This is a genomic window from Streptomyces sp. NRRL S-646 (assembly GCF_000720765.1).
Taxonomy (GTDB): Bacteria; Actinomycetota; Actinomycetes; order Streptomycetales; family Streptomycetaceae; genus Streptomyces.
Genome location: NZ_JODC01000020.1, coordinates 18,185 through 44,813, shown reverse-complemented (window position 1 = coordinate 44,813; position 26,629 = coordinate 18,185). Strand labels below are relative to the sequence as shown.

At 71.5% G+C, this 26,629-nt stretch carries 16 protein-coding genes; 15 read left to right on the top strand and 1 reads right to left on the bottom strand.

Annotated elements, in window-relative coordinates; all coding sequences use genetic code 11:
* Nucleotides 1–11: 11 nt before the first annotated feature.
* Genes IH68_RS0140270 through IH68_RS0140200 form a run of 15 tightly spaced genes read left to right on the top strand, consistent with a single transcriptional unit; the run spans nucleotide 12 to nucleotide 25,171 of the window.
* Nucleotides 12–2,174, top strand: a complete 2,163-nt coding sequence (locus tag IH68_RS0140270) for an ATP-binding protein (protein WP_037886084.1) — start codon at nucleotides 12–14, stop codon at nucleotides 2,172–2,174.
* Nucleotides 2,165–2,461, top strand: a complete 297-nt coding sequence (locus tag IH68_RS0140265; protein ID WP_030946095.1) for a hypothetical protein — start codon at nucleotides 2,165–2,167, stop codon at nucleotides 2,459–2,461. Before IH68_RS0140270 ends, IH68_RS0140265 begins: the two co-directional genes overlap by 10 nt.
* Nucleotides 2,458–8,886 (top strand): eCIS core domain-containing protein, encoded by a 6,429-nt coding sequence (locus tag IH68_RS0140260; RefSeq protein ID WP_030946092.1) that lies wholly within the window; start codon nucleotides 2,458–2,460, stop codon nucleotides 8,884–8,886. The genes IH68_RS0140265 and IH68_RS0140260 overlap by 4 nt, the downstream gene beginning before the upstream one ends.
* Nucleotides 8,873–10,093 carry a hypothetical protein gene (locus tag IH68_RS0140255; protein WP_159403808.1) on the top strand — a complete coding sequence of 407 codons (1,221 nt, stop codon included), beginning with the start codon at nucleotides 8,873–8,875 and terminating at the stop codon, nucleotides 10,091–10,093. The genes IH68_RS0140260 and IH68_RS0140255 overlap by 14 nt, the downstream gene beginning before the upstream one ends.
* Before the next feature lie 19 nt (nucleotides 10,094–10,112).
* On the top strand, nucleotides 10,113–10,799 hold the full coding sequence (locus IH68_RS0140250) for a hypothetical protein (RefSeq protein WP_030946086.1): 687 nt from the start codon (nucleotides 10,113–10,115) through the stop codon (nucleotides 10,797–10,799).
* A gap of 10 nt (nucleotides 10,800–10,809) precedes the next feature.
* On the top strand, nucleotides 10,810–11,163 hold the full coding sequence (locus tag IH68_RS0140245) for a hypothetical protein (protein WP_030946083.1): 354 nt from the start codon (nucleotides 10,810–10,812) through the stop codon (nucleotides 11,161–11,163).
* Entirely contained in the window at nucleotides 11,156–12,295 is a 1,140-nt protein-coding gene (locus IH68_RS0140240) for a hypothetical protein (RefSeq protein ID WP_030946081.1), read from the top strand. The genes IH68_RS0140245 and IH68_RS0140240 overlap by 8 nt, the downstream gene beginning before the upstream one ends.
* Nucleotides 12,296–12,339: 44 nt before the next feature.
* Nucleotides 12,340–12,876, top strand: a complete 537-nt coding sequence (locus IH68_RS0140235) for a phage baseplate assembly protein V (RefSeq protein ID WP_030946080.1) — start codon at nucleotides 12,340–12,342, stop codon at nucleotides 12,874–12,876.
* A gap of 21 nt (nucleotides 12,877–12,897) precedes the next feature.
* The gene (locus IH68_RS0140230; protein WP_030946078.1) at nucleotides 12,898–13,233 is read left to right on the top strand and encodes a hypothetical protein; all 336 of its coding nucleotides are present in this window, start codon (nucleotides 12,898–12,900) and stop codon (nucleotides 13,231–13,233) included.
* Nucleotides 13,230–13,619, top strand: a complete 390-nt coding sequence (locus IH68_RS0140225; protein ID WP_030946074.1) for a GPW/gp25 family protein — start codon at nucleotides 13,230–13,232, stop codon at nucleotides 13,617–13,619. The genes IH68_RS0140230 and IH68_RS0140225 overlap by 4 nt, the downstream gene beginning before the upstream one ends.
* The gene (locus IH68_RS0140220) at nucleotides 13,616–16,732 is read left to right on the top strand and encodes a putative baseplate assembly protein (protein WP_030946072.1); all 3,117 of its coding nucleotides are present in this window, start codon (nucleotides 13,616–13,618) and stop codon (nucleotides 16,730–16,732) included. Before IH68_RS0140225 ends, IH68_RS0140220 begins: the two co-directional genes overlap by 4 nt.
* On the top strand, nucleotides 16,729–20,508 hold the full coding sequence (locus IH68_RS0140215; protein WP_030946069.1) for a putative baseplate assembly protein: 3,780 nt from the start codon (nucleotides 16,729–16,731) through the stop codon (nucleotides 20,506–20,508). The genes IH68_RS0140220 and IH68_RS0140215 overlap by 4 nt, the downstream gene beginning before the upstream one ends.
* Nucleotides 20,508–22,670: a hypothetical protein gene (locus IH68_RS0140210; RefSeq protein WP_030946067.1), complete on the top strand. Its 2,163-nt coding sequence runs from the start codon at nucleotides 20,508–20,510 to the stop codon at nucleotides 22,668–22,670. Before IH68_RS0140215 ends, IH68_RS0140210 begins: the two co-directional genes overlap by 1 nt.
* Before the next feature lie 54 nt (nucleotides 22,671–22,724).
* On the top strand, nucleotides 22,725–24,278 hold the full coding sequence (locus tag IH68_RS0140205) for a DUF6519 domain-containing protein (protein ID WP_030946064.1): 1,554 nt from the start codon (nucleotides 22,725–22,727) through the stop codon (nucleotides 24,276–24,278).
* Entirely contained in the window at nucleotides 24,278–25,171 is an 894-nt protein-coding gene (locus IH68_RS0140200; RefSeq protein ID WP_030946063.1) for a peptidoglycan-binding protein, read from the top strand. Before IH68_RS0140205 ends, IH68_RS0140200 begins: the two co-directional genes overlap by 1 nt.
* Before the next feature lie 18 nt (nucleotides 25,172–25,189).
* Here IH68_RS0140200 and IH68_RS0140195 read toward each other — a convergent pair whose 3' ends face one another.
* Entirely contained in the window at nucleotides 25,190–26,560 is a 1,371-nt protein-coding gene (locus IH68_RS0140195) for a M1 family metallopeptidase (protein ID WP_030946059.1), read from the bottom strand.
* Between the last annotated feature and the right edge of the window lie 69 nt (nucleotides 26,561–26,629).

Sequence of the window (26,629 nt, the reverse complement as noted above, 5' to 3'; positions counted from 1 at the left end):
CAGGTGACGACATGGGGATGACCGAGCAGGGCGCACAGGCGGGCAGGCCGACGCTGACCGCGGAGATCCGACGCGTCCTGTCCCGCGTCGACGCACACGCGACGCGCTCCGCGGCCGGGGCTCGGGGTGCCGCCGGGGCGTCCGCGGGCTCGGGCGGGTCCGGCGCCGGGGCTTTCGCGCCGGGCGAGGGTGCTGCTGGCTCTGGTGAGTGGGCTGTCGAGGAGTCGGCGCAGGCGGCGCGCTCCGCGGCGGGGGCTCGGGGTGCCGCCAGGGCTTCTGCGGGCTCGGACGGGGCTTTCGCGCCCACGGGCGGGGCTGCTGCCGAGGCGGTCGTGGCCCCCGGTGAGTCCGCCGAAGCTGCCCTTGCCCCCCTCCCCGGCCCCGGCACCGCCCCCCTCGACGCCCTGGTCGCCTGCTTCAGCTTCACCTCCTTCGAGCGCGACCTCGTACTCCTTGCCGCCGCCCACGAGTTGGAGCCCACTGCCGCCGCCCGGTGTGCCGCGGCCTGCGGCGACCCGGAGCGGGCGTACCCGACCTTCTCCCTCGCCCTGGCCGCCCTCGCGGAGCCGCACTGGAGCGCGCTCACGCCGGTCGCGCCGCTGAGGCGGTGGCGGATCGTCGAGCTGGACGACGAGTCACGGCTGACGACGTCCCGGCTGCGGCTGGACGAGCGGATTCTGCACTTCCTGCTGGGCTCGCCCTATCTGGACGCCCGGCTGCACGGGCAGTTGCGCCGCACCCCGGTGCCGAAAACGCTGACACCGTCGTACGACCTGGCGGCCACCCGGCTCGCCGAGGGCTGGACGAACGCGACCGAGGCACCGCTGGTCGAGATCACCGGCGGCGATCTGCGCAGCCGGGCCGACATCTCGGCGGCCGCGGCGGCCCGGGCGGGCCTCGGCCTGTATTCCATGAGCGCCGAGGACGTCCCGTCCGACCCGGCCGACCGCGACCGGCTGGCCCGGCTGTGGCAGCGCGAGGCGATCCTGCTGCCCGCCGCGCTGCTCGTCGAGGCGGGCGAACTGGACCGCGACCAGCGGGCGGCGACGGAGTCGTTCCTGGCCGGGGCGGCCGTACCGGTGGTGGTGTCGAGCGAGGACCCGCTGCGCTCGGAGCGCTCGTACGGGGCCCGGGTGGTCGTTCCGCGGCTGGACGACGACGAACAACTCGGCCTGTGGGCGGGCGCTTTCGAGGAGATCGGCCTGGGCGAGGGTGAACTCCGCTCGCTCGTCGCCCAGTTCCAGCTGCCCCCGCACGTCGTGCGGGCCGCGGCCGCCGCCGTGCACCGTCGGCTGCCGCACGAGGACGAGCTGGACGCCGGTGAACTCGCCTGGCGGGCCGGGCTCGACGAGGCGCGGATCGGCATGGACGAACTCGGGCGGAGGATCGCCCCGCAGGCCGGCTGGGAGGACCTCGTGCTGCACGAGCGGCAGACCAGCGTGCTGCGGGAGATCGTCGCGCACGTCCGGCAGCGGGCAACCGTCCACCAGGAGTGGGGATTCGCCGCCACCCTGCGCCGCGGACTCGGCGTCACCGCGATGTTCGCGGGCGGCTCCGGCACCGGCAAGACCCTGGCCGCCGAGGTCATGGCGAAGGAACTCGGCCTCGACCTGTTCGTGATCGACCTCTCGCAGGTCGTCAGCAAGTACATCGGCGAGACCGAGAAGAACCTCCGCCGGGTCTTCGACGCCGCCGAACGCGGCGGCGCGCTGCTCCTGTTCGACGAGGCCGACGCCCTGTTCGGCAAACGCAGCGAGGTCAAGGACAGCCACGACCGGTACGCCAACCTCGAGGTCAGCTATCTGCTGATGCGCATGGAGGCCTACCGGGGCCTGGCCATCCTCACCACCAACATGAAGAACGCCCTCGACACGGCGTTCCTGCGGCGCATCCGCTTCGTCGTCGACTTCCCCTTCCCCGCCGAGCACGAGCGCGCCGAGATCTGGCGACGGGTGCTGCCGGCGCAGGCCCCGGTCAAGGACATCGACCCCGCGCTGCTCGCCCAGCTCACCGTCGCCGGCGGTTCGATCCGCAACATCGCCCTGTCCGGGGCCTTCCTCGCCGCCGAGGAGGGCGACCGGCTGCAGATGCGGCACATGCTCGCCGCCGCCCGCACCGAGTATCTGAAGCTGGAGCGCTCGCTGACGCCCACGGAGGTCCGCGGATGGGTGTGAATTCCTCGCGGGACCGGGAGCCCTCGGCGATCCGGATCGAGGTCGGCGAGCTGGTGCTCGACGGCTTCCGGGCCGACCCCGAACGCGTCTCGGCAGCCTTCGAGAGCGAGCTGACGCGCCTCGTACGGCAGCACGGTGTGCCGCTGGCCGCGGAAGGCCCCCTCGCCGTGGACGCGCTGTCCGGTCTGCCGCCGCTGCCCGCAGGGCTCTCCGCGCGGCGCCTGGGCCAGGAGCTGGCGCGTGCCGTGCACGAGGGGCTGAGCGGGCACGGGGAGGTGAGCCGATGAGTTCCCAGACGCAGGACTCCCGTTCGGAGCAGGCCGCCGAACAGCGGCGCCGCAAGCGCAAGGAGAAGGCCGCCAAGTCCCGTACGCCCGAGCCGAAGAACATCGTCAGCGGCGCCGGACAGCCCCTCGACCCCGGCCTCAGACGCGAGCTGGAGGAGCAGCTCGGGCACGACCTCGGCCGGGTACGGCTGCACACCGGCCGGGACGCCGGGCAGCTGACCGAGCTGCTGGGCGCGGACGCGGTCGCCGTAGGCCAGGACGTCTTCTTCCGCGAGGGTGCCTTCCGGCCCGGCACCGACGAGGGCCGCCGGCTGCTCACCCACGAACTCCAGCACACGGTGCAGAACCCGCACGGACTCGGCGCCCTGCGGGCCGGCCGCGAGCTCGGCGCCGTGAGCCTGCCGCAGCAGGCCATCGAGCGGGAGGCGGAGCAGACCGCGCAGCAACTCGTGGGGCCCGACCCGGAGTCCGCCCCGCAGGTCGAGGAGGGGCAGGCCACCCCCGGCTGGCTGCGCTACGCCACCGTCGACGCCGACCGGATGCGTGCCGAGGCCGTCGACCCGGCAACCCTCGTGGACCGCCTCGCGGGCAACGTACTGCGCTCCCTGCGCGGGGATCCCACCGACGCCTCCGGCCGCGTACGACTCCAACTGGCCCGAATGTCGGAGGAGTTGGAGGGCGCGGTCGTCGAGCGGCTGGAGAACCGGCTGCTGACACCCGAGTACGACCGCCTGCTGGAGATCGCCGACCAGGCCCGCCCCGGTCCGGTCGAACTCCAGCCCAGCGAGGCACCGCTGCCCGAGGTCGACCTCTTCGAGGAACTCGGCGTCGAGCGCGTCCAGTGGCAGAAGAAGCAGGAGTCCGAGCGCGGTTCGGGTGACAGGCGTGCCGCCGACGCCCGCGAGGAGCAGAAGGACGCCAGGGCTCGCGACGAGAAGAGCGGCAGCGACCGCAGCCGGGCCGGCGCGGACGCCGCCACCGAGGAGCAGGACGCCGCGCAGCGCACCGAGCAGGAGGACGAGCGCAACGCCTCCCGGCAGCAGGCCAAGGAGGAGGAACAGCAGAAGGACGAACAGGGCGCCGCCGACCGCAAGCGCACCGACCAGGCCGCCGACCGGCGCACCCAGGGACAGCAGCAGGGTGCCGAACAGGCCAAGGAGGAGCGCAAGGAACAGCGCGAACGCGAGGAGGCCGACCCGCAGCAGGCGAGTGCGCCCGGCGCAGACAAGCGCAAGCAGCGGGACGACCAGACGCAGCCGGGCGCCGGCTCCAGGAACGAGCAGCCGGACCCGAAGCAGAAGGCACAGCCCGGACCCGTACGCCCCGAGAAGGTCGACGAACGCGCCGAACAGCCCGACTCCGCGCTGTCCGAGCACGGCCTCAACGAGAAGGACGAGGACGGCGGCGCCGAGGCCGAACCCCGCGAGGAGGAGCGGCCGCTCGGCCTCGAAGCGGGCGCCGACCAGGAGGTCGCGGGCGGCGAGGACGAGGGCGGCCGGACGCCGGGCGCGGAGCAGGAGCCCGCGCTCAGGCCGGAGGACTACCTGCCCGACGCCGACCTCGACCTCTCCGCGGTACCGACCGCGGACAAACTCGAACCGGGCGCCGCCGAGCCGTCGTTGCCCTCCTTCCCGACCCCTCCGCCGACGAAGGCCGAGAAGACAGAGCAGGAGCGGGAGAAGCGGGACCAGGAGGCGGACGAGGACGGCGCCGGACCCGAGCCGAAGGCGCCCGGCCAGGACGTGGGCCCGGTCGAGGGCGAGGCCCCGCAGCCCGAGAACGGGCCCGCCGCGCAGGCCCAGGACCGCGGTACCAAGGACCTCCAGGAGACCGAGAAGCCCCTCGACCAGGAGGTCGGCCAGGACCCCGCGACCCAGGACAAGGAACGGCCCGAGCCCGAGGCCGAGAAGCCCGATCCGGAGCAGCAGCAGGAGAAGGAGCAGAACAAGGACCCGGAGTCCGGCGAGGGATCCCAGGCCGACGAGGACGAGAAGCCGGACGCCGAGGACGCGGAGGCGGAGAGGAGCGAGCAGCGGGAGCGTACGGCTGCGGAGTCCCGTACGGCCGCCGGGTCCCCGTCGGCCGCGGCGCCCACGGTGGTGAGCCCGGTGGCGGCGGCCGTGTCCAGGCCCGCGGGTGCGCAGACGCCCAAGACCCCCGTCGAGGACCGTGAACCCTCGCCCGCTGCCCGGCGCGGTGCCGAACCGCCGCGGTCCGAGCGCGAGGCGCCGGCGGCCAAGAGCAGGGTGCCCAAGGAGACCGGGCCCGGCGCCGCGCCGCGCGGTCCCGTGGGTGCAGCCGAGAAGACCGGTCCGACGACCGCAGCCGGACCCGGTGCCGCGCCCTCCGTCACGCAGGCGGCGGTGAGCCCGGCCGCCGAGCAGACCGACGGGCCCGGCCAGACCGCGGCGACGGACGCGCCCCGGCCCGAGGCGTCGCTGGAGAAGGACGGCGGCGGCTGCGCGCCGCCCGCACCCGCGCCCGAGAAGGACGAGGGCGGACAGGGCAGTTGCGGTGGCGGCGGCGAGGCCGCGCCCGAAGAGAAGCAGCAGGACCCGCCGGACGTCTCGGGGCAGGACCCCAAGGCTGCCGTGCAGACCGTCAGCAAGCTGGCGCCGGACCAGGCGGCCGCCGCCATGCCCGGGGTCGACAAGGCCGCGGACAAGAAGATCGGTGAGGAGCAGAAGCGGCTCGATGCGGCCCCGCCGACACGGGAACGGCCTTCGGGGGCGCCGCAGACGCGTTCGGCGCCGCCCGAGGCGGCCCCCGAGGCGGCCCAGGTCACCGGCAAGGTGGAGCGGATCGGCCCGGAGGACCAGGGCGACAAGCAGAAGGCCAAGGGCGGCGACAAGGCCGAGGGCAGGCAGCCCACCGACGACGTGGCGCCGCCCCCGGCCCCTGCCGTGCCCGACAAGGGGCTGAGCGAGGCCGAGGCGAAGAACGTCGAGGCCGCGGCCGACGCGATCCCCACCACGGACCCGGAACTCGAGAACAAGACGGTCGGCCCGGCGCCCAAGATCCGCCTTGAGGGCGCCAGCGACCCGACGCGCACCGACGACCAGGCCAAGGCGCTCAAGGACAAGCAGTCCGACCTGCAGACGACGGGTCGTGAGGACGCGGCGAAGCCGCTCGGCGAGGACCAGATCTTCCCGAACGCGCCCCGCGAAGAGCTCCGGGGCAAGGCCTCCGGCGGCGCGGGCGGCGGCAAGGCGGGCGCCCTTGAGGCCACACCCGCACCGAAGGCCGGCGTCGGCGCCGTCGCCAAGCAGGAGAAGGGCACCGAGATCACCGGGGCCGCCGGCAAGGCGCAGGGCGACCTCGGCGCCAAGGAGAAGGAACACCAGCAGAGCGAGCAGCAGGCCAAGCAGGACAAGCAGGCCGAGATCGACCGCGAGGTCGAGCGCAACACCGCGCAGCAGACGGCGGAACGCGGCCGGGTCGCCCAGGAGACTCAGAAGCAGCGGCAGGACTGGCGGGACGAGCAGGACAAGAAGATCGAGGACGCGGACAAACAGTCCGACGACGAGCACGGCAAGAAGAACAAGGAGATCGTCAAGGCCCGCGACGACAAGGACAAGGAGGTCGGCGAGCGCAAGGACAAGGACAACGCCTCGATCGACACCGAGCGCGAGAACGCCGAGAAGGAGGCCCGGAAGAAGAAGGAGGAGAAGAAGCCCTCCGGAGGCCTGCTCGGCTGGATCGCCGACAAGGTCGCCGACTTCTTCAAGGGCCTGCTCGCCGCGGTCACCGCGGTCTTCGACGCCGCCCGCAAGGCCGTCAACGGGATCATCGACAAGTTCAAGGACTGGGCCAACCAGGCCATCGACTTCGTACGGGACCTGGCCGTCAAGGCGATCAACGCGCTGGCCGATGTCCTGATCGCCATCGGGGACACGCTCCTGGCGGCCTTCCCCGAACTGCGGGACAGGTTCCGCAAGGCGATCGAGGGCCTTCGGGACGCGGCGATCGCGACGGTCAACAAGCTGGCGGACGGCCTGAAGAAGGCGGTCAACACGCTGCTGGACGCGTTGGCGGCGGGCCTGAACAAGCTCCTGGACGTGCTCGAAGCCGGGATCAAGGCGGTGATCAAGGCCTACCAGGCGATCATCGTGGGCGCGATCAAGTTCGCGCAGGCGGCGATCGAGGCGCTGGGCAAATTCGCGGCGCTGGTGGCGGACATCGCGCCGGACCCGGGCGGCTGGATCTCCAAGGCGGGCAGCGCGGCGAAGACCGGCATCACCGATCACCTCTGGGGCGCCATCAAGGTGGCGGTCAAGGGCTGGTTCGACACCAAGGTCGAGGGCATCCTCGGCCTCGGCAAGGCGGTCATCGACGTCCTCGTCAAGGGCTGCGTGTCGATCAAACAGATCGGCAAGATGGCGTGGGACGCGATCATCGCTTCGCTCCCGATGATGATCGCGACGCTCGTCATCGAAAAGGTCGTCTCGATGATCGTCCCGGCGGCGGGCGCGATCCTCACCATCATCCAGGGCCTGATGGCGGCCTGGTCGACGGTCAGCTCGATCCTGTCGGCCTTCGGGAAGTTCTGGGCCTACCTGAAGGCGGTCAAGGCGGGCCCGGCGGCGTGCCTGTTCGCAGAGGCCGTCGCAGCCGGAGTGGTCGCGCTCCTGGACTTCATCACCAACTTCCTGCTCCAGAAGCTGTCTTCAGCAACAAAGGGCGTCGGCAAGCGCCTCAAGGGCATGGCCCAGAAGATCATGGACGGCCTGAAGAAGGTCGGGGGCGGAGCGAAGAAGGCGGCGGGGTCGGCGGTCAACTCGGCGCGGGGGGCGATGCGGAAGGCCAGGCAGGCACTGTCCCGTGAGGGCACCGAGCCGAGGCCGAAGGGCCGGCCGTCGCCGGAGCCGAAGGCGCCGATGAGGCCAAAGGATCACGCTACGCCCAAGGGGCCGGCCAAGAAGCCGGAGGCGGCGGAGACGAAGCCGAAGGAGAAGTCGCCCGAGGAGAAACAGGGTCCCGCCAAGGACCGCACCCCGGACAAGAAAGAGGCACCGGCCAAGGACAAAACTCCAGAGTCCGCCCCGAAGAAGAAGCAGAAGGAGATCGAGGGCCCCAAGCCGACCAAGCCCAAGAAGCCCAAGTCTCCTGTGGGCAAGGCCCTCTCGAAGGCCAAGGGTGCGGTCAAGTCGGCGCTCAAGAAGGTCGGCAACGCGGCGAAGACCCTGGGCCGGAAGCTGAAGAAGTCGAAGCTGGGCAAGGCGCTCAAGAACGGCGCGTCGAAGCTCCGGAACTACTTCAAGCGGAAGAAAGACCAGTTCCGCGACCACAAGAGGCGGCAGCAGGAGCAGAAGAGGCGCAAACAGGACCAGCGGAAGAAGGACGAGAAGTCCAAGGAGTCGAAGGAGGCGCGGCTCGACAAAGCCGTGGCCCGCATCCGGCCGCTCCTCCAGCGCATCATGACTCCGGGCGTGCCCCGCCCTGTCATGAATGCAACGCTGGCCGGCCTTCGCATGTGGTACAGGCTCACGGGACTGCTCCTCGAGGGCACCGACCACGGCGACATCACGGCCGTGCTCAACCCGAGGAAGCGAGCGCTTCCGTACCACAGCTGGGACAGCCTCACCGAACCGCCGCACGTCACCAGGGCACGCACCTCGGCGCGCCGCAAGGAGACGGAAGACGCCCAGCACAACCGGGACACTCAGCAGCAGTCGGCCCGGGCCGGGCAACCGGACGCGGCGCAGGGCTCCCCGGCCACGGCGACTCGCCCCACCTCGCTCTCCCCGGAGCTGGCGCGCATCATCGCCGCGCCCCGGCCGACGAAGGAGGGAGGGCGGCGCAGCGCCCGCGCCGGTGCCGGCGACGTCACCAAGGGGGAGAGCCTGACCTTCAAGCAGGGCACGAAGCGCAGCAGGACCGGCGATGAGCTGACGCCGGACCACATTCCCTCGGGCGCCGCCCTGCTCCTCGCGGCACAGCGCAAGTTCGTCGCCGAGCAGGAAGCCGCTGAGAACAGGAGATTCACCGACAAGGAAATCGAAGACCTGTTGGTGAAGCACGAGTACATCAAACTCAATGCGGAAGGAAAATTCGACAGGGCGACGGAGTCGAACAAGCTCTACGACGAGGGGCAGACACTGGTGGTCGAGGAGGAGGAGCACGTCTACGAGAAGTCCGATCCGATCGGTGGTTCGCGAACCTTCATGGCAAGGAACAGCCCGAAAAAGATCGTGCTTGATTCCAAGGATCTGACGACGGCAGTAGAGGACGACTACCGTCACTACTTGGTCGGCTGGCATGCCAAGGGAAAGCTGCTCAAGAGCCAGGTCTACGACATGATCTGGCATTACAAGCGGCTGGCCGACCGGGACGACAGCAGGACCGGAACGGACGTGCACTACTCTCGCGACATCGATAACTTGCTGTTGTACTACTGGGAGAAGGCAAAGAATGACACCGACTGAACGCGTCGAGGAAATTGCCTTCGACCCTGACCGCACCGTGGCGGACAGAGCGCAAAGCATCGCCGAATACTTCTCCGCACAGGGCGACGAGGGGCCGGAGCAGGCCGCTGTCTGTCTTCTGGAGACTACCGACGAGGCAGTGGCCGAGTATGTTGCGGAATATCTTGAGCTCGTCCCCGACGCACGCGAAGCGAAGACCCGAGCCGCCGAGCGACTGCGCGGTGCGGGACCGCTCGTGCGGTCGGCGGCCAGGCTCGTCCCCTGGCTTCCGGAGTCTGTGACCGACGCGTTCACCGACGACTATCTCGCAGCGCCGGATCCGGAATCCCCGCTGTCTTCGGTCATCTTCAACATCGGTGTCTACCACCCTGACCGCCTGCGCCGCTACGCCGACCGGCTCGGCACCCCTCTCCATCAGCTCAGCCTCCTGTCCGGTGCCCCCGACGGGCAGGCGGACTCCCTGCTGCACGACTGGCACAAGACCCATGACCGGGAGGACCTGATCGCTCTCGCCCTGATCAGGACACCCCACGCCGCCGACCTGATCGCCTCCGTACGCGACGAGGTCGACACCCCTGAGGAGTGGGAGTGGCTGATGCCGCTCGCGGGCCGTCTGCCCGACACCGGAACCCCGGCGGGATTCCCACCGGCTTTCATGGGGTTCGTCACCGACCGGGGTGCGAGCCCGCACACGATGGGTGGACGGTACGCACAGGAGGTTCCCCTGTGCGTGCGGTGTGGCGCACCTGCCGACAGGCTGCTCACCCTCTCCACCGATGACCTGCCGTACACGCTCAGCGGCGATCCCTCGTTCTTCTGGTTCTCGTGCGACTGCGACGAAGTCGACATCCTGTACGTGCAGTTCACGGCAGAGGGCACGCGCGCCTACTACCAGCCGCAGGGGCCCTCCGCGGAGATGTCACGCGTCGTTCCCGGCGAACGGTCCATGACGCTGGAACCGCACCCCAACCAGCTCGGTGTGAGCCGGCCCGCCGTCACCGGCAGATCGCGACATCAGGTCGGCGGGCTGCCGCGCTGGCCCTCACCGGAAACCCACCCCCTCTGCCCGGGGTGTGGAAACTTCATGCCCTTCCTGGCCGCTGTGGACAGCGGCCCGACTCCCTTCGGCCCGATGGGCTTCGCCGGCTCGCTCTTCGGCTTCTGGTGCGACCGTTGCTCGATCTCGGCCACACGGACGCAGACCTGACCTTCTGGAAGGAGGAACAATGACCCGCTACGCAGACATCCCCAAGCCCATCCGATCCGGAATAGTCGTCGTCGACCCCGACCGCGGCACCCCCCAACGCGTCATCGTGCTGCAGTTCAACCCCGACACCCTGGAGCGCAGCATCGCGCCCCAGTCCGCCGGTGACAGCGGTGACGGGGGGAGCGGCGGAAAGGGCAGCGGGGACCGGAACGAGGCGCTTCGGCTCAAGGGTCCCGCCGAGGAGACCTGGAAGTTCACCGCCGAGATCGACGCCACCGATCAGCTGGAGATCGCCGCGCCCGACGGGATTCATCCGCAGCTCGCCACGCTCGAGATGCTCGTGCAGCCCACCACCGCCCAACTGCGCGCCGCCAGTCGGCTCGCGCAGAACGGGACCATCGAGATCAGCCCGATCGAGATGCCGCTCACGCTGTTCACGTGGGGGAGCAAGCGGGTCATGCCCGTGCGGCTCACCGAGCTCTCCGTCAACGAGTCCGCCTTCGACGTGAATCTCAATCCGATTCGGGCCTCGCTGAGCATCGGCATGAAGATCCTCACCGTCAGTGATCTGCCGGCCGGGCACCGCGGTGCCGATCTCTACATGGCCCACCTCGCACAGAAGGAGCGGCTCGCCGCAGCCGCGCGCGGCGGGAGTCTCGGGGCCCTCGGGCTGCCGGGTGCCGACGTACTGAGTGGAAGGGGCTGAGCCACAGCTCATGGCTGACATCGAGTCTTACGAGAGTGCCCTGGACGCGATACCGGGGTCCCACCCGTACCCGCGCACCAGCCGCTACCACGACGCCGAAATCGGCATACATGTCCAGGAAGACGGAACCGAAGTCCGTTACGCCAAGCGCCGGTTGCTGCCCCCTCTCGACGCCCAGGAGACCCAGGAGCATGTCGTGGGGGCAGGCGAGCGACCCGACCTGCTCGCCCAGCGCTACTTCGGCGACCCCGGCCAGTGGTGGCGGATAGCCGACGCCAACCCCGTACTCGATCCACGGGAGCTGACCGACGAGGCCGGGCGGGTCGTCGACATTCCCGAGCCGGGGGGACACCGGCGTGTCTGAGCAGCCCGTGGGGCAGGGCCCCGTCCACATCACGCTCCTCATGGGGCCGAAGCTCGTGAAGCCCGTGCCGGCCGAGGTGACCGAGGCGCTGCTGTCCGCGCAGATCACCGCCACCGCGGGGGAGAGGAGCGGCTTCCAGCTCGCTTTCGACCTCACCAAGACCGGGATCATCAACCAGCGGCTGCTGCCCGAGGGGTTCTTCGATCCGAAGACGCGGCTCATCGTCACCGTCAGCGTCCGCGGTACCACCGACGTGCTCTTCGACGGGCTCGTCGTGCGTCAGGAGGTCGGTGCGAGCAATCAGCCCGGGCACTCCACCCTCACCGTCACCGGCGAGGACCTGACCCTGCTGATGGACCTCGAGGAGCGCACCGCCCGGTACCCCAATCTGCCGCCCTCCGAGCGGGTGCTCAGCATCCTCCGCCGGTACTCCGACTACGGCATACGGCCCGACGTCTACGCCGAGAAGATCGCCCAGCCGCCGCACCAGGACCTGCGGGTGCACTACCAGACCGGTACCGACCTCCAGTACGTCACCGATCTCGCCCGCGCCAACGGCTACACCTTCTATCTCGACCCCGGGCCCAATCCCGGCCAGTCCTCGGCCCGTTGGGGCCCCGAGGTCCGTCTCGGCATCCGTCAGCACGCCCTGAACGTGAACATGGACAGCAATACCACCGTCGACCAGCTGACCTTCGCGTACGACGGGACAGCGAGAGAAGAGCCGCAGGCCCGTTGGCAGGATCCGGGGACCCGGGTGTCCACCCTCCTTCCCCAGCCGCCGATCAGTCCGCTGCGCCCGCCCCTCGGGCGCCGGCCCACCCCGGCCCTCAAGCGCAAGACCCTCTCCGGCACCGCCAAACAGCAGCGCGAGCAGGCCGAGGCCGAGCTCCTCGCCCGGGCCGCCGTATCGGCGGACGTCGTCTCCGGGTCGGGATCGCTCGACGTCAACCGGCACGGCTACATCCTGCAGCCCCGCCAGCTGGTCGGTGTGCGCGGCTCGGGACGGGCGTACGACGGCGACTACTACGTCAAGTCCGTCACCCACAACCTGCGCCCGGGGTCCTTCCAGCAGAACTTCACCCTCTCCAGGGAGGGGCTGGAGGCCCGCAGCGACTACGTCCGGCCGTAACACCGAAGACGCCCCAACGACCCACCCACCAGGAGCAGTTCAGCATGGCGGCACCCAACAATCGCTACCTCGGCAAGTTCCGCGGCCGGGTCGTGGACAACAACGACCCGCTGCGCATCGGCCGTATCACCGTCGAGGTCCCGGACGTCCTCGGTGACGAGCCGTCCACCTGGGCGTTGCCCTGCCTGCCGTTCACCGGGCCGGAGTCCGGGCAGTTCGTGGTGCCGGCGCCGGGGGCCGGTGTGTGGGTGGAGTTCGAGCAGGGGGATCCCAGCTTCCCGGTGTGGACCGGGTGCTGGTACGGGACCGCCGAGGAACTGCCGCCCGACGCGCGGCGCGCGCTGCAGGCGAACTCGCCCAGCAAACCGGTCGTCGTGCAGACACCGGGCGCGCACAAGATCGTCATGAGCGACACCGCAGGGGCCGAGCAGGGGATTCTGCTGCAGGCCCAGGGCGGTGCCTACATCCGCATCACCAAGGAAGTCGTGGTCATCGCGAACGGCGCAGGCGCCGAGATCCTGCTGCAAGGCGATCACGTGACCATCAACCAGGGCCAGTTGACCGTTCAGTCGAAGCGCTAGCAACACGGGGGAGAAGAGAAGTTGTCCGGGAGTCTGCTCGACGCGAGCGCCGTGATCGGCTGCCCGCACGGCGGCCGTGTCACCGCCGCCACCACACCTTCCGGCGGCGTACGCATCGGGGGTGCCGCCGTCGCCACGGGCGCGCACAGCTACGTCGTCACCGGCTGCCCGCACACCGTCGCCAGGGTGCCCTCGCCTTGCGTGTCGGTCCGCTGGACCGCCGACGCCAGCGGCGTCACCGTCGACGGCGCGCCCGTGCTGCTCGACACCTCCGCAGCCCAGTGCTTCAGCGCGGCCTTCGTGCCGCAGGGACCGCCCGTGGTCCAGGCCGCACAGCGAAAGGTCACCGTCCGATGAGTCGCGCCACACGCCAACACCCGCGCACCGACCTCGCGTTCCCCTTCCGGGCCGACCGCCGCGGCCGCACCGCCCACGCCGGCCACGCCGCGCATGTCCACGACCTGATCGAGCAGCTGCTGTTCACCAGCCCGGGGGAGCGTGTCATGCGCCCCGACTTCGGCTGCGGCCTCCTCGACCTGGTGTTCGCGCCCAACAGCCCCGAGCTGGTCAGCACCCTCGAACTCTCCGTACAGGCCTCGCTCCAGCGCTGGCTCGGCGACCTCATCGACGTCGTGGCCCTGGACGTCGTCAGCGACGAGAACGCCGTACGCGTCCACCTGTCGTACGTCCTGCGGGCCACCGGAGCCCGGACGGACGACGTCTTCGAAGGGAGGGCGGCATGAGCACCGGCACGACCACCTCCCGCCGCGCCAAGGTAAGAGCCGCTCAACTCAACGGAGTCGACGCGGTGGAGGTCAGTGACGACGGGCTGCTGCTCACCGTCACCTTCCTCGGCAAGGCCCCGCACGGCCTCGGCCCCGAGAACGTCCGGATCGACGGCGGCCGCCGCATCACCGGCATCAACGCCGTCGACGTCAGCGTCGAGCGCGAGGAGGACCCGGAGCTCGACGACCGGCTGTACGTCACCCTCGACCGGGCCGGCGACACCTCGCGGTACGTGTTCGCGCTCGTCGAGACCGACCCGTACGGCCGCCCGGGAACGGAGCCCTTCCGGGGCTTCGACCAGCGCTACCACCGCGCCTCCTTCTCCTTCCGGCCCGACTGCCCGACCCCCTTCGACTGCAAGGACGAGGAGCCGGATCCGGACGGCTTCCCCGCCGCGCCCGTCGTCGACTACACCGCCCGCGACTACGACACCATCCGCAAGCTGCTCCTGGACCGGCTCGCGCTCACCACCCCCGACTGGGTCGAGCGCAACCCCGCCGACCTGGGCGTCACGCTCGTCGAGCTGCTCGCGTACACCGGTGACCAGATCAGCTACCAGCAGGACGCGGTGGCCACCGAGGCCCATCTCGACACCGCGCGCCGCCGGGTCTCCGTACGGCGGCACGTCCGGCTCATCGACTACGCGATGCACGACGGCTGCACGGCGCGCGCCTACGTCACTGTGCGGACCGCCGGCGACACCACACTCGCGCCGGGCACCTTCCGCTTCGCCTCCGTCGACGTCCGCACCCTCGACCCCCACGACCGGCCCGAACCGGGCACGGTGATCGACGAGAACGACCTCGGCGACCTGGACGAGCGCGGTTCGGTCGAGGTCTTCGAACCGGTCGTCGCCGCCGACCCGCTGGAGCTGAAGGTCGCGCACAACGCGATACGCCTGTGGACCTGGGGCGGCGAGGTGTGCACCCTGCCGAAGGGCGCGACCTCCGCCACCCTGCGCGACGAGTGGGACGACCCCGAGACCTGTCGCGACCGTCAACTGGCCCTCCGGCCGGGTGACTTGCTGGTCCTGGAGGAGGTCAAGGGCCCGCGCACCGGCACCCCCGGCGACCAGGACCCGAGCCACCGGCAGGCCGTGCGCCTCACCTCCGTCACCCCGGGCATCGACCGCATCGAGGACCAGCCGGTCCTGGAGATCACCTGGGCCGCCGAGGACGCCCTGCGCTTCCCGTTCTGCCTCACCACACGCGGCGGCCGCGACTGCCTGCCCGTCGAGGACGTGACCCTGGCCCGCGGCAACGTCGTCCTCGTCGACCACGGCCGCACCCTCACCGGACTCCCGCAGACGGCCACCGTGCCGCCCGAGCCTGCCGTCGTCGCCCCCTGCGCCCCGCCCGCCTTCGGCTGCTACGACCGCGAGGAGGGCAACGCCACTGCTCGGCTGATCAACTCCCTCACCGACAGGACGGAGAGCGCCGAGGCCCTCGTGCCCGACGACGTCCGCGAGCTGTTCGAGGTGGTCGGCGAGGCGGCGACCGTACGCGCCGGGATCGGGCTGGAGCGCGCCGGCCAGCGGCACGAGCGGGTGGTGCCCGGCACGGCGTACGCCCAGGCGGCCGCCCTGCGCACCCTGCTCGCGCAGTCCGTCTACCCGGGCATCGTGCCGCGCTTCCGGCCCGTCCTCGGGCGTACACCCGTCGTACAGGCCGTGGCCTTCCCCGACCCTCAGGCCGTGGCCGCCGGGCAGGCCGCGCGGATCGCCGCGATCCCGGCAGCTGTCCGCCGGCGGCTCGTCGAGCTGTGGCGCAGCGCCCGCGACCGCGACGGGCTCGCGGAGGAGGAGATCGACGAACTCACCGTCATCTACGGGCTGAAGGTCATCGAGCGGTTCGAGCTCCGCACCCATCCCGTCCGCGCTCTGCGGGAACTCCTGCACAGGAACGACGAGTTGCTCGACACGAAGCTGCGGCGGGTGGCCGTCCTCGCCTCCCGGGCCCGCGCGGGCGCCGTCCTCGACGGGCACATCGCCTGGGAGATCGCACACAGCTGGGGCCCGGCGTACGCAGCCGGACTGCACCCCGACGAGCCGGTGCTGCGCGGTTCCGCAACCGCCGCGCTCGCACAGGACCCGCGCCGCGCCCTGCCCTCCGTACGCGTCGAGGACGGCGACGTCACCTGGCTGCCCCGCCGCGACCTGCTGCACAGCGGTCCCCGCGACCGGCACTTCGTCGGCGAGCTGGAGGACGACGGCCGTCTCGCCCTGCGCTTCGGTGACGGGCGGCACGGCGCGAAGCCGAAGCCGGGCGCCCGCCTCGCCCTGCACTACCGGCTCGGCGGCGGCCTCGCCGGCAACGTCGGCGCCGAGGCCATCAACCACCTGGTCATCCAGAGCGACTGCGCACAGCCGCCTGCCGCCGTCGTCCGCAACCCGCTGCCCGCCACCGGCGGCGCCGAGCCCGAACCGGTCGAGCAGGCACGGCAGCTGGCCCCGCTCGACCTGCGCCGCACCCGACTGCGCGCGATCACCGCCGAGGACTACGCGGCCCTCGCCGCCCAGCTCTCCGGCGTGCAGCGCGCCGCCGCCGACATCCGCTGGACCGGCAGCGTCCAGGAGGCCCACATCGCGATCGACGCGTACGGCAGCGCCGACCCGTCGGCCGAGCTGCTCGCGCAGGTCGAGCAGTCCCTGGAGGCGTACCGGCGCATCGGCCACGACCTCGTGGTCGGCCCCGCCCGCCTGGTACCGCTCGACATCGCGCTCACCGTGTGCGCCAAACCCGGCCACCAGCACGGGCAGATCCTCGCCGAGCTGTACCGCGTGCTCGGCAGCGGCCGTCTCGCCGACGGGCGGCTCGGGTTCTTCCACCCGGACGCGCTGACCTTCGGCGAACCCGTGCGGCTCAGCCGACTGGTCGCCGTCGCCGCGGCCGTACCGGGCGTCGAGAGCGTCCAGGTCACCCGGCTGCGGCGGCTGTTCGAACAGGACCGAGGAGAGAGGGAGGACGGCGTGCTGCGGCTCGGCCCGCTGGAGATCGCCACCTGCGACAACGACCCGGACCGGCCGGAGAACGGCCTGCTGGCGATATCCCTGGGAGGTGCGGCCCGATGACCGCCACCGATGAGTGCACCTGCGGCTGCGGCGGCCACGACGAGCGCCTCGCGCCCGCCCCGCTGCACAACCCGCCCGGGCGCACCGCCCTCGACTACCGCGTCGGAGAGTACGGCTCGTTCCTGGCCGCCCTGCTCGACCGGCTCGCCTCACCGGCGTACCCGGCCCTGGAGGGGCTCACGGTCCGCACCACGGACGACCCGGCGATCGGGCTTCTCGACGCCGCCGCCGTCCTCGGTGACCTGCTCACCTTCCACTCGGAGCGGATCGCCGACGAGGCGTATGTCCGTACGGCGAACGAGCACCGGTCGCTGGTGCTGCTGGGGCGGCTGGTCGGACACCGGCCGCGGCCCGGTGTCGCCGCGGCCACGCATCTCGCGTACACCCTCGAACGTGATCCGCGCGCGGAGACACTGCCCGTCGTGATCCCGCGCGGGGCGCGCGCCCACAGCGTGCCCGCCTCCGCCGACGAGGAGTCGGTGACGTTCGAGACCAGCCGCGACCTCAGCGCCCGCTGGGACTTCAATGAGCTGACGGTGCGGAGGCGTCGGCCGTCGTTGGTGACGCCCGAGGACCTGGAGCGCCGCTCCGAGCTGTTCGTCGAGGGCACCGCGAACTCGTTGCAGACCGGCGACCAGTTGCTCTTCGTTTTCGGTGAGCAGGCGGGTGGGGAGCGGAAGTTGCTGCCCGTCGCGGGCGTGCGGGTTGACCGGGACGAGGACGTCACGGCGATCTCGCTGCCGAAGTCGGCGCCGCCGACGCTGAAGGAACTTGTCGAGGAGGTGCGGCGGTGGACCGCCCTGCCCTCCGCTCCCGGCGAGCCGGGGGATGAGCCGCCGACGCCCGAGGTGCCGAATCCTCGGCCTGTCAGCCGCCTCATCGAGGACTTCGATGATCAGGTCCTTGCGCCGCTGCGGGCGGCTTTGGACGGGGTGAAAACCCCGGAGAGCCTCGCTGCGGTGCTCGCGGAGCCCGTCGCACGGCTCGGTGAGGCGCAGGTGTTGGCCGAACCGTGGGACGAGGTTTCGGCATGGTTCGAGCAGTTGCAGGCCGTGTTGGCCGAACTTGCCGAGCGGGCTCTGGAGTTGGCTCCTTCGCAGAGTGCCGAAGGGGGTGCCGAGAAGGGTTTTCGTGCGTCTGCGGCGCCGTTGGGGTTGGTCGCGCCCACGCGGCGGAAGCCGCAAGTTCAACACAGCCCCGCGCCCCTAAAAGAAACTTCGCGCGCCGCCGCCTTTCATGCCCTGGCGACTGTCCTGCCGGCTCTGCGGGCGCAGGCCACCACCTCGCCCACCGGACCCGGCGCCCAGCTCCCCGGCACGGACACCGCTCGCCTCCTACGCGCCCTCAATCCCGGACTCGGCAGCCTCTACCCGGCCTGGCGCAAAGCTGCCGCCCCCGGCACCCCCCAGCTTCTGCGCGCCCTGCTCGCCATGCGCGTCACCGCAGCCCCCTTCGGTTCCACCGCCCCGCTCAAGCCCGTTCAGGACGACCAGGGGCGGGTCATCCGGAGTGCCGACTGGCCGCTCACGGGGGCTGTGCTGACCGGGATGCGCGTCGTCTACGACACCGCGGGCAAGGCCCCGGTCCGGGCGGAGTTCCAGTATGTCGAGGGGAACAGCTCCGATCAGCGGGCCGTGACGCTGCCGCTCGCTCAGCAGGTCAACTTCGGGCTCGGCCCCGGGCACGTCGACCTCTCCAGCGGCTCCGGCCAGGAGCCCGCCGTCAGCATCCACCTCCGCGACGGTCTCCCCGAGCGCACCCTGACGGTGTCCCGGCCTGGTGACGACGGCCTGGTCCATGTCGGCATCACCAACGGGACGGCGCAGGACGTACCCTTGCGGCCCGGCAACCCCGTCCAGTTCACCCACGGTGAGTACGAGGTGAGCCTGCGTTACACGGTGGGCAGCGCCGAGCCGAACGTCGAGGTCGTCATCGCCAGCAAGCCGGCGCCGGTCAACCGCCGTGTGCTGCAGCTCGACAGCGTGCACACGAGCATCACCGTAGGCAGCTGGGTTGCCATCCGGCGTCCCGCCAAGGGCGCTCAGGACGGCATTCCCGGGGACGCCAAGCTCGCCTTCGTCACCACCCAGGTCGTGGCGGCGCGTACGGCCGCGTACTCCAACTACGGCATCACCGGCCGCGGCACCGAACTCACCCTCGCCGACCCGTGGCTGGACGAGTTCGACGTGCTGCTGTCGCACATCCGCGACACCACCGTGTACGCGGGGGGCGAGCCGCTGCGCCTGGCGGACGAACCGCTCGGCGAGGACGTGCACGGCAACGAGATCGAACTCGCCGAGCTGTACGACGGACTGCGTCCCGGGCGTCTGCTCGTCGTCAGCGGTCAGCGCAGCGACATTCCCGGGACGACCGGGGTGACCGCCACCGAGGTCGTCGCGATCGCCGCCGCCGATCCGGCCGTGGACCCGCAGCTGCCCGGCGACCGCGTCCACACCCGTCTGACCCTGACCACCCACCTCGCCCACCGCTACCGCCGTGAGACGGTCCGCATCCTGGGCAACGTGGTCGAGGCCACCCATGGTGAGAGCCGGGAGGAGGCCATCGGCAGCGGTGACTCGGACCGCGTGGGCCAGACGTTCGCGCTCTGGCAGTCCCCGCTGACCTGGCTCGCCGACGACAACCCCCTCGGCGCCACCCCGGTCCTGGAGGTCCGGGTCGACGGCGTCCTATGGCACGAAGTGGACAGCCTGGCCGGACGCGGCCCTCGCGACCGGGTCTACATCACCGGCACCGCCTCCGACGGCCGTACGACGGTCACCTTCGGCGACGGCGTGCACGGTGCCCGCCTGCCCAGCGGCCACGAGAACGTCCACGCCCGCTACCGCTTCGGCACCGGCAAGGCGGCGAATGTCCCGGCGGACCGGATCACCCAGCCCCTCACCCGCCCGCTCGGCGTCACCGCGGTCACCAACCCCCGCCCGGCGACGGGCGGCGCGGACGCCGACGGACCCGGCCTGACCCGCCGTACGATCCCCCTCGCCGTCTCCGCCCTCGACCGGCTCGTCTCCCCGGCCGACTACGAGGACTTCGCCCGCTCCCGGGCCGGCATCGGCCGGGCCGCCGCGCGCGAACTCTTCGACGGGCGGCGGCGCGTGCTGCACGTGACCGTCGCGGGTACGGACGACGTGCCGCTCGACGGCGACTCGGACACCCTGCGCGCCCTGCGCGGGGCGCTCACCGAGTACGGCGACGGCAACCTCACCGTCCGCGTGGACGTGCGCGAACTGGTGCTCCTGCTCGTCGCGGCCAAGGTGAAGGTGGCCCCGGACTACGCGTGGGAGTACGTCGAGCCGCGGCTGCGGGCGGCACTGCTGCGTCGACTCGGTTACGAGGGAAGGGAGTTGGGGCAGCCCGCCCGGCTCTCCGACCTCCTTGCCACGGCCCACACCGTGCCCGGCGTCGACTATGTGGATGTCGACGTCTTCACCGGCGTCCCCGCCTCCATCACCCCCAAGGAACTCGCCGCGCTGCTCAAGGACCCCGGTGCACCCCGTTCGAGCGTGCCCGCGCACCCGGCGTCGTACGACGAGAAGATCCACACCGTCCGTGACACGCACGGCGAGACCCTGTCGTCCGTCTGCCACCACTACGGCATCCCGCTCGCCGAACTCCTGCGTCTCAACCCCGACATCACCGACACACAGCGCCTGAAGAAGGGCCGGTCGGTATTCGTCTTCCGCGGCATCCGCCCCGCCCAGCTGGCCCTGTTGTCCCCGCGGGCCGCGGACACCCTCATCCTCACGGAGGTCAAGTGATGGCCGCGCATTCGACGGACGTCCAGTTCGACACGGTCGCCCCGGCGGCCTCTCGCGAGCCCGACGGCCTCGCCGCCCTGCTGCCCCGCTGGCACCTCCTGCGCGACGCCGAGGAGGGTGAGCCGCTGCGCGCCCTCCTCGCGGTGATCGCCGAGCAGCTCGACCGGGTCCGCGACGGCGTGGAACAGGGCTACGAGGACCTGTTCGTGGAGACGGCGGCTCCCTGGGTGCTGCCCTACCTCGGCGATCTCGTCGGTTACCGAACCCTGCCGGGCTACGAGCGCGTGCTCACCACCGGTCTGCACGAGGGCGGACGTGCCGCGCTCGCCGAGGCCATCGCGCCGCGCGCGGACGTGGCGGCCACGGTCGCCAACCGGCGCCGCAAGGGCACGCTGCACCTGCTGGAGGAGATCTCCGAGCAGGTCGCCGGCTATCCCGCCCGCGCCGTCGAGCTGTCGCGGCTCGTCGCCCACAACCAGTCGGTGAAGCTGTACCGGGACACCGGCCGCGGGCGCCTCCTCGACCTCCGGGACGGCTCGGCCCTCGCGCTCCAGGGCGGTCCCTTCGACACCGCGGCCCGCACGGTCGACGTCCGCCGCGCCAACTCCTCTCGCAGGCAGGGCGGTTGGAGCCCGGCCGGAGTCGCCCTCTTCGTCTGGCGGCTCAAGGCGTACCCGTTGACGTCCTCCCCGGCGTACTGCATCGACCGCGCCCGCAGCCTGTACACCTTCTCGATCCTGGGCAACGACAGCCCCTTGGTCACCAAACCGGTCCCGGAGCCGTCTCCCACGCACATCGCCACCGTCGACAACGTCCCGGCCTTCATCACCCGCCGTCTGCTCCACGACCGGCTGCTGGACTACTACGGCCCCGGCAAGAGCTTCGTCATCCGGCGCGACGGCGAGGACAAGCCCGTACCGCCGTCCGACATCGTGGTCGCGGACCTGTCCGACTGGCGTTACCGGCCGAAGCGCGGGCAGATCGCCGTCGACCCGGAGCTCGGGCGGATCGCGTTCGGGTCGCGGTCGGCGCCCCGGCAGGGCGTGTGGGTGGACCACCACTACGCGTACGGCGCCGACATGGGCGGCGGCGAGTACGAGCGGCCCGACCGCGTGGACCGGCCGGATGCGACCTTCTACCGGGTCGGCCCGGGGCAGCCGTACCGCCAGATCATGGACGCCTACCGGGCCTGGCAGCACGACCGCCGGGCCGGCGACGCCGGCCCCGACGGCATCATCGAGATCACGCACAGCGGCGCCTACCAGGAGCAGCTGGACTTCGACCTCGACCCGGGCGACCGGCTGGAGCTGCGCGCGGCCGAGGGCACCCGGCCGGTGATCCGGCTGCTCGACTGGTACAGCAACCGGCCCGACGCCCTCAACATCCGGGCCGTGGAGGACGATTGCGCTCCGCATGAGCGGCCCCGGATCGTCCTCGACGGGCTGCTGGTCGCCGGGCGCGGCATCAACGTCACCGGCCCGATGGGTGCCGTCGTCGTACGGCACAGCACCCTCGTACCCGGCTGGTCCCTGGAGCCCGAGTGCGAGCCGCACTCGCCCGAGGAGCCCAGCATCGTCCTGGACCGCACCACGGCCTGCCTGCAGATCGAGCACAGCATCCTCGGCACCATCGAGGTCATCGGCGACGAGGTCGGCGAGGACCCCCTCGACATCCACCTCCGCGACAGCATCCTGGACGCCACCGGACACGACCGCGAGGCCCTGTCCGCCCCGGACTGCCGCCACGCCCACGCCGTGCTGCACGTGCACCGCACGACCGTCATCGGCGAAGTCCACACCCATGCGGTGGAGTTCGCCGAGAACTCGGTCTTCACCGGCAGGCTCCACGTGGCCCGGCGAGGCATCGGCTGCCTGCGCCACTCGTACGTCCCCGCCGGCTCGCGCACTCCCCGACGGCACCGCTGCCAGCCCGACCTCACCCCGGGCGTACGGCCGTTGTTCGCCTCGATCCGCTACGGGACGCCCTGGTACGGGCAGTTGGCCGACCGATGCCCCGAGGAGATCCGGCGCGGCGCGGACGACGGTGCCGAGATGGGCGCCTTCCACGACCTGTACCGGCCGCAGCGCGAGGACGGTCTGCGGGCACGGCTCGCGGAGTACACGCCCGCGGGCGCGGACGCCGGGATCTTCTTCGTGACCTGAGCAGTGCCGCCGTACGACCCACCCGCAGAATCCTGAACCAGGGGGACCCCCTTCATGCACGCTGATCTCTCCCGTCTCACCTTCCGGCCGGAGCGGCACTACTCCGCGGTCGTCGCCCAGCAGGGCCGCGTCCAGCTCGACGCCGACGCCAACGAGCAGACCGCGATCCAGCTCCACCAGGCCCGCACCCTCGCCGCCGACCTGATCGGCCGCTACGGCGGGCCGCGCGACGCGGCGGGCCGGGACATCGCGGGCTTCCGCATCGATTACGTGGGCGGCAAGCTCGACATCGACACCCTCCACATCCAGGGCGGCCACTACTACGTCGACGGCATCCTGGTCGACGCGACCCGCCCGGCGCCCGGTGAGCCCGTACCCGACGAGGAGGGGGACGAGGACACGCCGGCCCCGCCGCCGTACTGGACGTACTGGGACCAGCCCGACGCCTTCCGCGACCCGGAGCGCGACCGGCTGCCCTCGCCCGCGCAGGTGCCGTTCGTGGTCTACCTGAACGTGTGGGAGCGGTCGGTGAACGCGGCCGAGGACCCTGCGCTGCGCGAGGTCGCCCTGGGTGCCGCGATGCCGGACACCGCGGCCCGGGTGAAGGTGGTCTGGCAGGTACTGCCGCTCTCCCTCGCCGAGCTGGCGATCGAGAACACCGACCTGTCGAAGGACGTCGTCCGCGCGGCCTTCGACAAGTGGGCGCAGAAGCAGTCCCTGTCCTCGGGCCGCCTGGCCGCCCGCAGCGAGCGGCCCGACCACGCCGACGAGGACCCGTGCCTGGTCAGGCCCGACGCCCGCTACCGCGGAACGGAGAACCAGCTCTACCGCGTCGAGGTGCACACGGGCGGCGAGGCGAAGGACGCCACCTTCAAGTGGTCCCGGGAGAACGGTTCCGTCGTCTTCCCGGTCGACGAACTCGACGGCACGTGGGTGCAGTTGGCATCCCTCGGCCACGACGACAAGCTGGACCTGGACGTCGGCGACTTCGTCGAGTTCACCGATACGGCGTATTCCTCGCGCCTGGAGGCCCTGCCCCTGCTGCGAGTCGAGGAACTGGACCTGCCCGGCCGCCGGGTCCGGCTGTCCGCCGAGCCCGAGCCGGGTGTAGGACGGCGGCCCGAGCTGAACCCGTTCCTGCGCCGCTGGGACCACCAGGAGGGGGCCCGCCGCAAGGGGCGTTCCACCTCCCTGAAGGGCGGCGCGGTGCCGCTGACCGAGGGCGAGTGGCTGCCCCTGGAGGACGGCGTCGAGGTGTACTTCGCCAAGGGCGGCGGCTACCGCACCGGCGACCACTGGCTGATCCCCGCGCGCACCGCCACCGGCAGCGTCGAGTGGCCGACCGACCCGGCGCGCCGCCCGCTGTTGCAGCGACCCGCCGGCATCACCCGCCACCTCGCCCCGCTCGCCCTCGTCAAGGGCGAGGAGGGCGCCGTCGACCTGCGCCTCGGCTTCCGCCCGCTGGCCAGCAGCATGCCCGCCGCGGACGAGGCGGCGCTCGCCGCGGAGGCACAGGCACGCCGTGAGGAACTGGCGGCCGAGGACCCCTCGCACGGGAGGTCGCAGACCACCGCGGAAGCGGAGGCAGCCGTGGACGGAGACGAGTGATGGCCACACCCATGAGCGCGTCCAAGCTGGTCGAGATCCTGCGCGCCGAAGGCGTCACGGTGATCGAGGTGCGCAACTGGCGCACCCACAACCGCAACACGAAGGGCCCCTGGGGCCCGGTCAACGGCGTGATGATCCACCACACCGTCACCTCGGGCACCGACCACTCCGTGAACATCTGCTACGACGGCTACCCCGCCCTGCCCGGTCCCCTCTGTCACGGCGTCATCGACAAGCAGGGCCATGTCCACCTCGTCGGCAACGGCCGCGCCAACCACGCAGGCCTCGGCGACCACGACGTGCTGCGCGCCGTCGTCAACGAGTCGAGACTGCCGCACGACAACGAGGCGGACACCGACGGCAACCGGCACTTCTACGGCTTCGAGTGCATCAACCTCGGCGACGGCAGGGACCCTTGGCCCGAGGCCCAGAAGGAGGCCATCGAGAAGGTGTCCGCCGCGATCTGCCGCCACCACGGCTGGAGCGCCGCGTCGGTCATCGGCCACAAGGAGTGGCAGCCGGGCAAGGTGGACCCGCGCGGCTTCACCATGGACGGCATGCGCAGGCGGATCGCCGAGCGACTGGCCGGCCAGGGCGGCGGGGGCGGCACTGAGCCCGACCCGAAGCCCACCCCGTCCAAGCCGTCGCACGCACCCTTCCCGGGCGCCGGCTTCTTCCACGACGGACAGAAGTCCCCGGTGATCACGGCCATGGGCAGGCGCCTGGTCGCCGAGGGCTGCGGTCACTACGAGGAGGGGCCGAGCCCCGAGTGGACCGACGCCGACCGCGAGTCCTACCGGGCCTGGCAGCGCAAGCTCGGCTTCAAGGGCAGGGACGCGGACGGCATTCCGGGCAAGGTCAGCTGGGACAAGCTGAAGGTGCCGGCAACCTGACTTCGGTGACCCGCCCGCCTACGCCGACTCGGCGTTGGTGGGCGGGTGTGCCGGACGCGCCGGGATCTGCGTGGGCAGGGGCGGCAGCGCCGAGCCGTACACCCAGGCGGCGAACAGGTCGTCCAACGGCTCGTCCGCGAACCGGTTGACATGGGCCGTGAACGTCGCGGTCGTCACCGCCCCGCCCCGGTGCAGCCCCGTCCAGCCGCGCAGCATCCGGAAGAAGGCCACGTCGCCCATCGCGCAGCGCACCGCGTGCACGGTCAGGCCGCCGCGCTCGTAGAGCCGGTCGTCGAACATCGACTTGCGGCCGGGGTCGGCCAGCCGGAGATCCTGCGGCTGTGAGGACAGCAACCGGTGTGCGGCGGCGGCGAGTTGCTGAGCGCTGCGCCCGCCCGAGCGCTCCGACCACAGCCACTCGGAGTACTTGGCGAGGCCCTCGTTCAGCCATATGTGCCGCCAGTCGGCGATGGACACGCTGTTGCCGAACCACTGGTGCGCCAGCTCGTGCGCGACCAGCCGCTCCGAACCCCGCGCCCCGTCCACGTGGTTGGCGCCGAACAGCGACAACCCCTGTGCCTCGACGGGGACATCGAGTTCCTCGTCGGTCACCACGACCGCGTACTCGTCGAACGGGTACGGCCCGAACAGCTCCTGGAACAGGTCCATCATCTGGGGCTGCCGCGCGAAGTCCCGTGAGAACTCGGGCAGCAGATGCGCCGGGATGTGTCCGTGCTGCGGCACTCCGCCCGGCCCCGGGTCGCCGAGCAGCACCGTCTGGTACTTGCCGATCGCCAGCCCCACCAGATAGCTCGACGTGGGCGCCGGCTGCTCGTACACCCAGGTCGTCGTGGACGCCTTGGTCGTACGGGTCAGCAGTCGGCCGCCCGCCACCACCGCGTACGCGGACGGCGTGGTGATCGAGATCTGGTAGGCGGCCTTGTCGGCGGGCCGGTCGTTGCACGGGTACCAGGACGGCGCCCCGATCGGCTGGCTCGCCACCAGCGCCCCGTCCTCCAGCTCCTCCCAGCCGAGCCCGCCCCAGGGGCTGGGGACCGGCTTGGGGTTGCCCGACCAGTGGACCTCGACGGTGAACGCGGCTCCGGCCCGGACCGGCTTGGCCGGGCGGATGCGCAGGCGGCCGCCGCGGTGCGTGTAGTGCGGCTGGCGGCCGTCGACCCGGACCCGGCCGATCTTGAACTCGGAGAGGTTGAGGGTGAATTCGGTCAGTGGCGACCGGCCCGCGATGGCGTTGATCCGGGCCGCGCCCGCAAGGCGGTTCGGGCCCGGGCGGTAGTCCAGCGTGAGCTCGTACCGGTGCACCCGGTAACGGGGGTCACCGTGTTCCGGGAAGTACGGGTCCGAACCCGCCGTCTGCTGAACTGCCACTGCCGTTTCTGCTCCCTGCGCGTTCGTGCCACTCCGATCCGCCGGTACACCGCTCACCGACTCGGAGTG

What these genes read in the sequence shown, in the direction of transcription:
- IH68_RS0140270 (WP_037886084.1), top strand. Translation starts at nt 12, where the DNA reads ATGGGGATGACCGAGCAGGGCGCACAGGCGGGCAGGCCGACGCTGACC.
- IH68_RS0140265 (WP_030946095.1), top strand. Translation starts at nt 2,165, where the DNA reads ATGGGTGTGAATTCCTCGCGGGACCGGGAGCCCTCGGCGATCCGGATC.
- IH68_RS0140260 (WP_030946092.1), top strand. Translation starts at nt 2,458, where the DNA reads ATGAGTTCCCAGACGCAGGACTCCCGTTCGGAGCAGGCCGCCGAACAG.
- IH68_RS0140255 (WP_159403808.1), top strand. Translation starts at nt 8,873, where the DNA reads ATGACACCGACTGAACGCGTCGAGGAAATTGCCTTCGACCCTGACCGC.
- IH68_RS0140250 (WP_030946086.1), top strand. Translation starts at nt 10,113, where the DNA reads ATGACCCGCTACGCAGACATCCCCAAGCCCATCCGATCCGGAATAGTC.
- IH68_RS0140245 (WP_030946083.1), top strand. Translation starts at nt 10,810, where the DNA reads ATGGCTGACATCGAGTCTTACGAGAGTGCCCTGGACGCGATACCGGGG.
- IH68_RS0140235 (WP_030946080.1), top strand. Translation starts at nt 12,340, where the DNA reads ATGGCGGCACCCAACAATCGCTACCTCGGCAAGTTCCGCGGCCGGGTC.
- IH68_RS0140225 (WP_030946074.1), top strand. Translation starts at nt 13,230, where the DNA reads ATGAGTCGCGCCACACGCCAACACCCGCGCACCGACCTCGCGTTCCCC.
- IH68_RS0140220 (WP_030946072.1), top strand. Translation starts at nt 13,616, where the DNA reads ATGAGCACCGGCACGACCACCTCCCGCCGCGCCAAGGTAAGAGCCGCT.
- IH68_RS0140215 (WP_030946069.1), top strand. Translation starts at nt 16,729, where the DNA reads ATGACCGCCACCGATGAGTGCACCTGCGGCTGCGGCGGCCACGACGAG.
- IH68_RS0140210 (WP_030946067.1), top strand. Translation starts at nt 20,508, where the DNA reads ATGGCCGCGCATTCGACGGACGTCCAGTTCGACACGGTCGCCCCGGCG.
- IH68_RS0140205 (WP_030946064.1), top strand. Translation starts at nt 22,725, where the DNA reads ATGCACGCTGATCTCTCCCGTCTCACCTTCCGGCCGGAGCGGCACTAC.
- IH68_RS0140200 (WP_030946063.1), top strand. Translation starts at nt 24,278, where the DNA reads ATGGCCACACCCATGAGCGCGTCCAAGCTGGTCGAGATCCTGCGCGCC.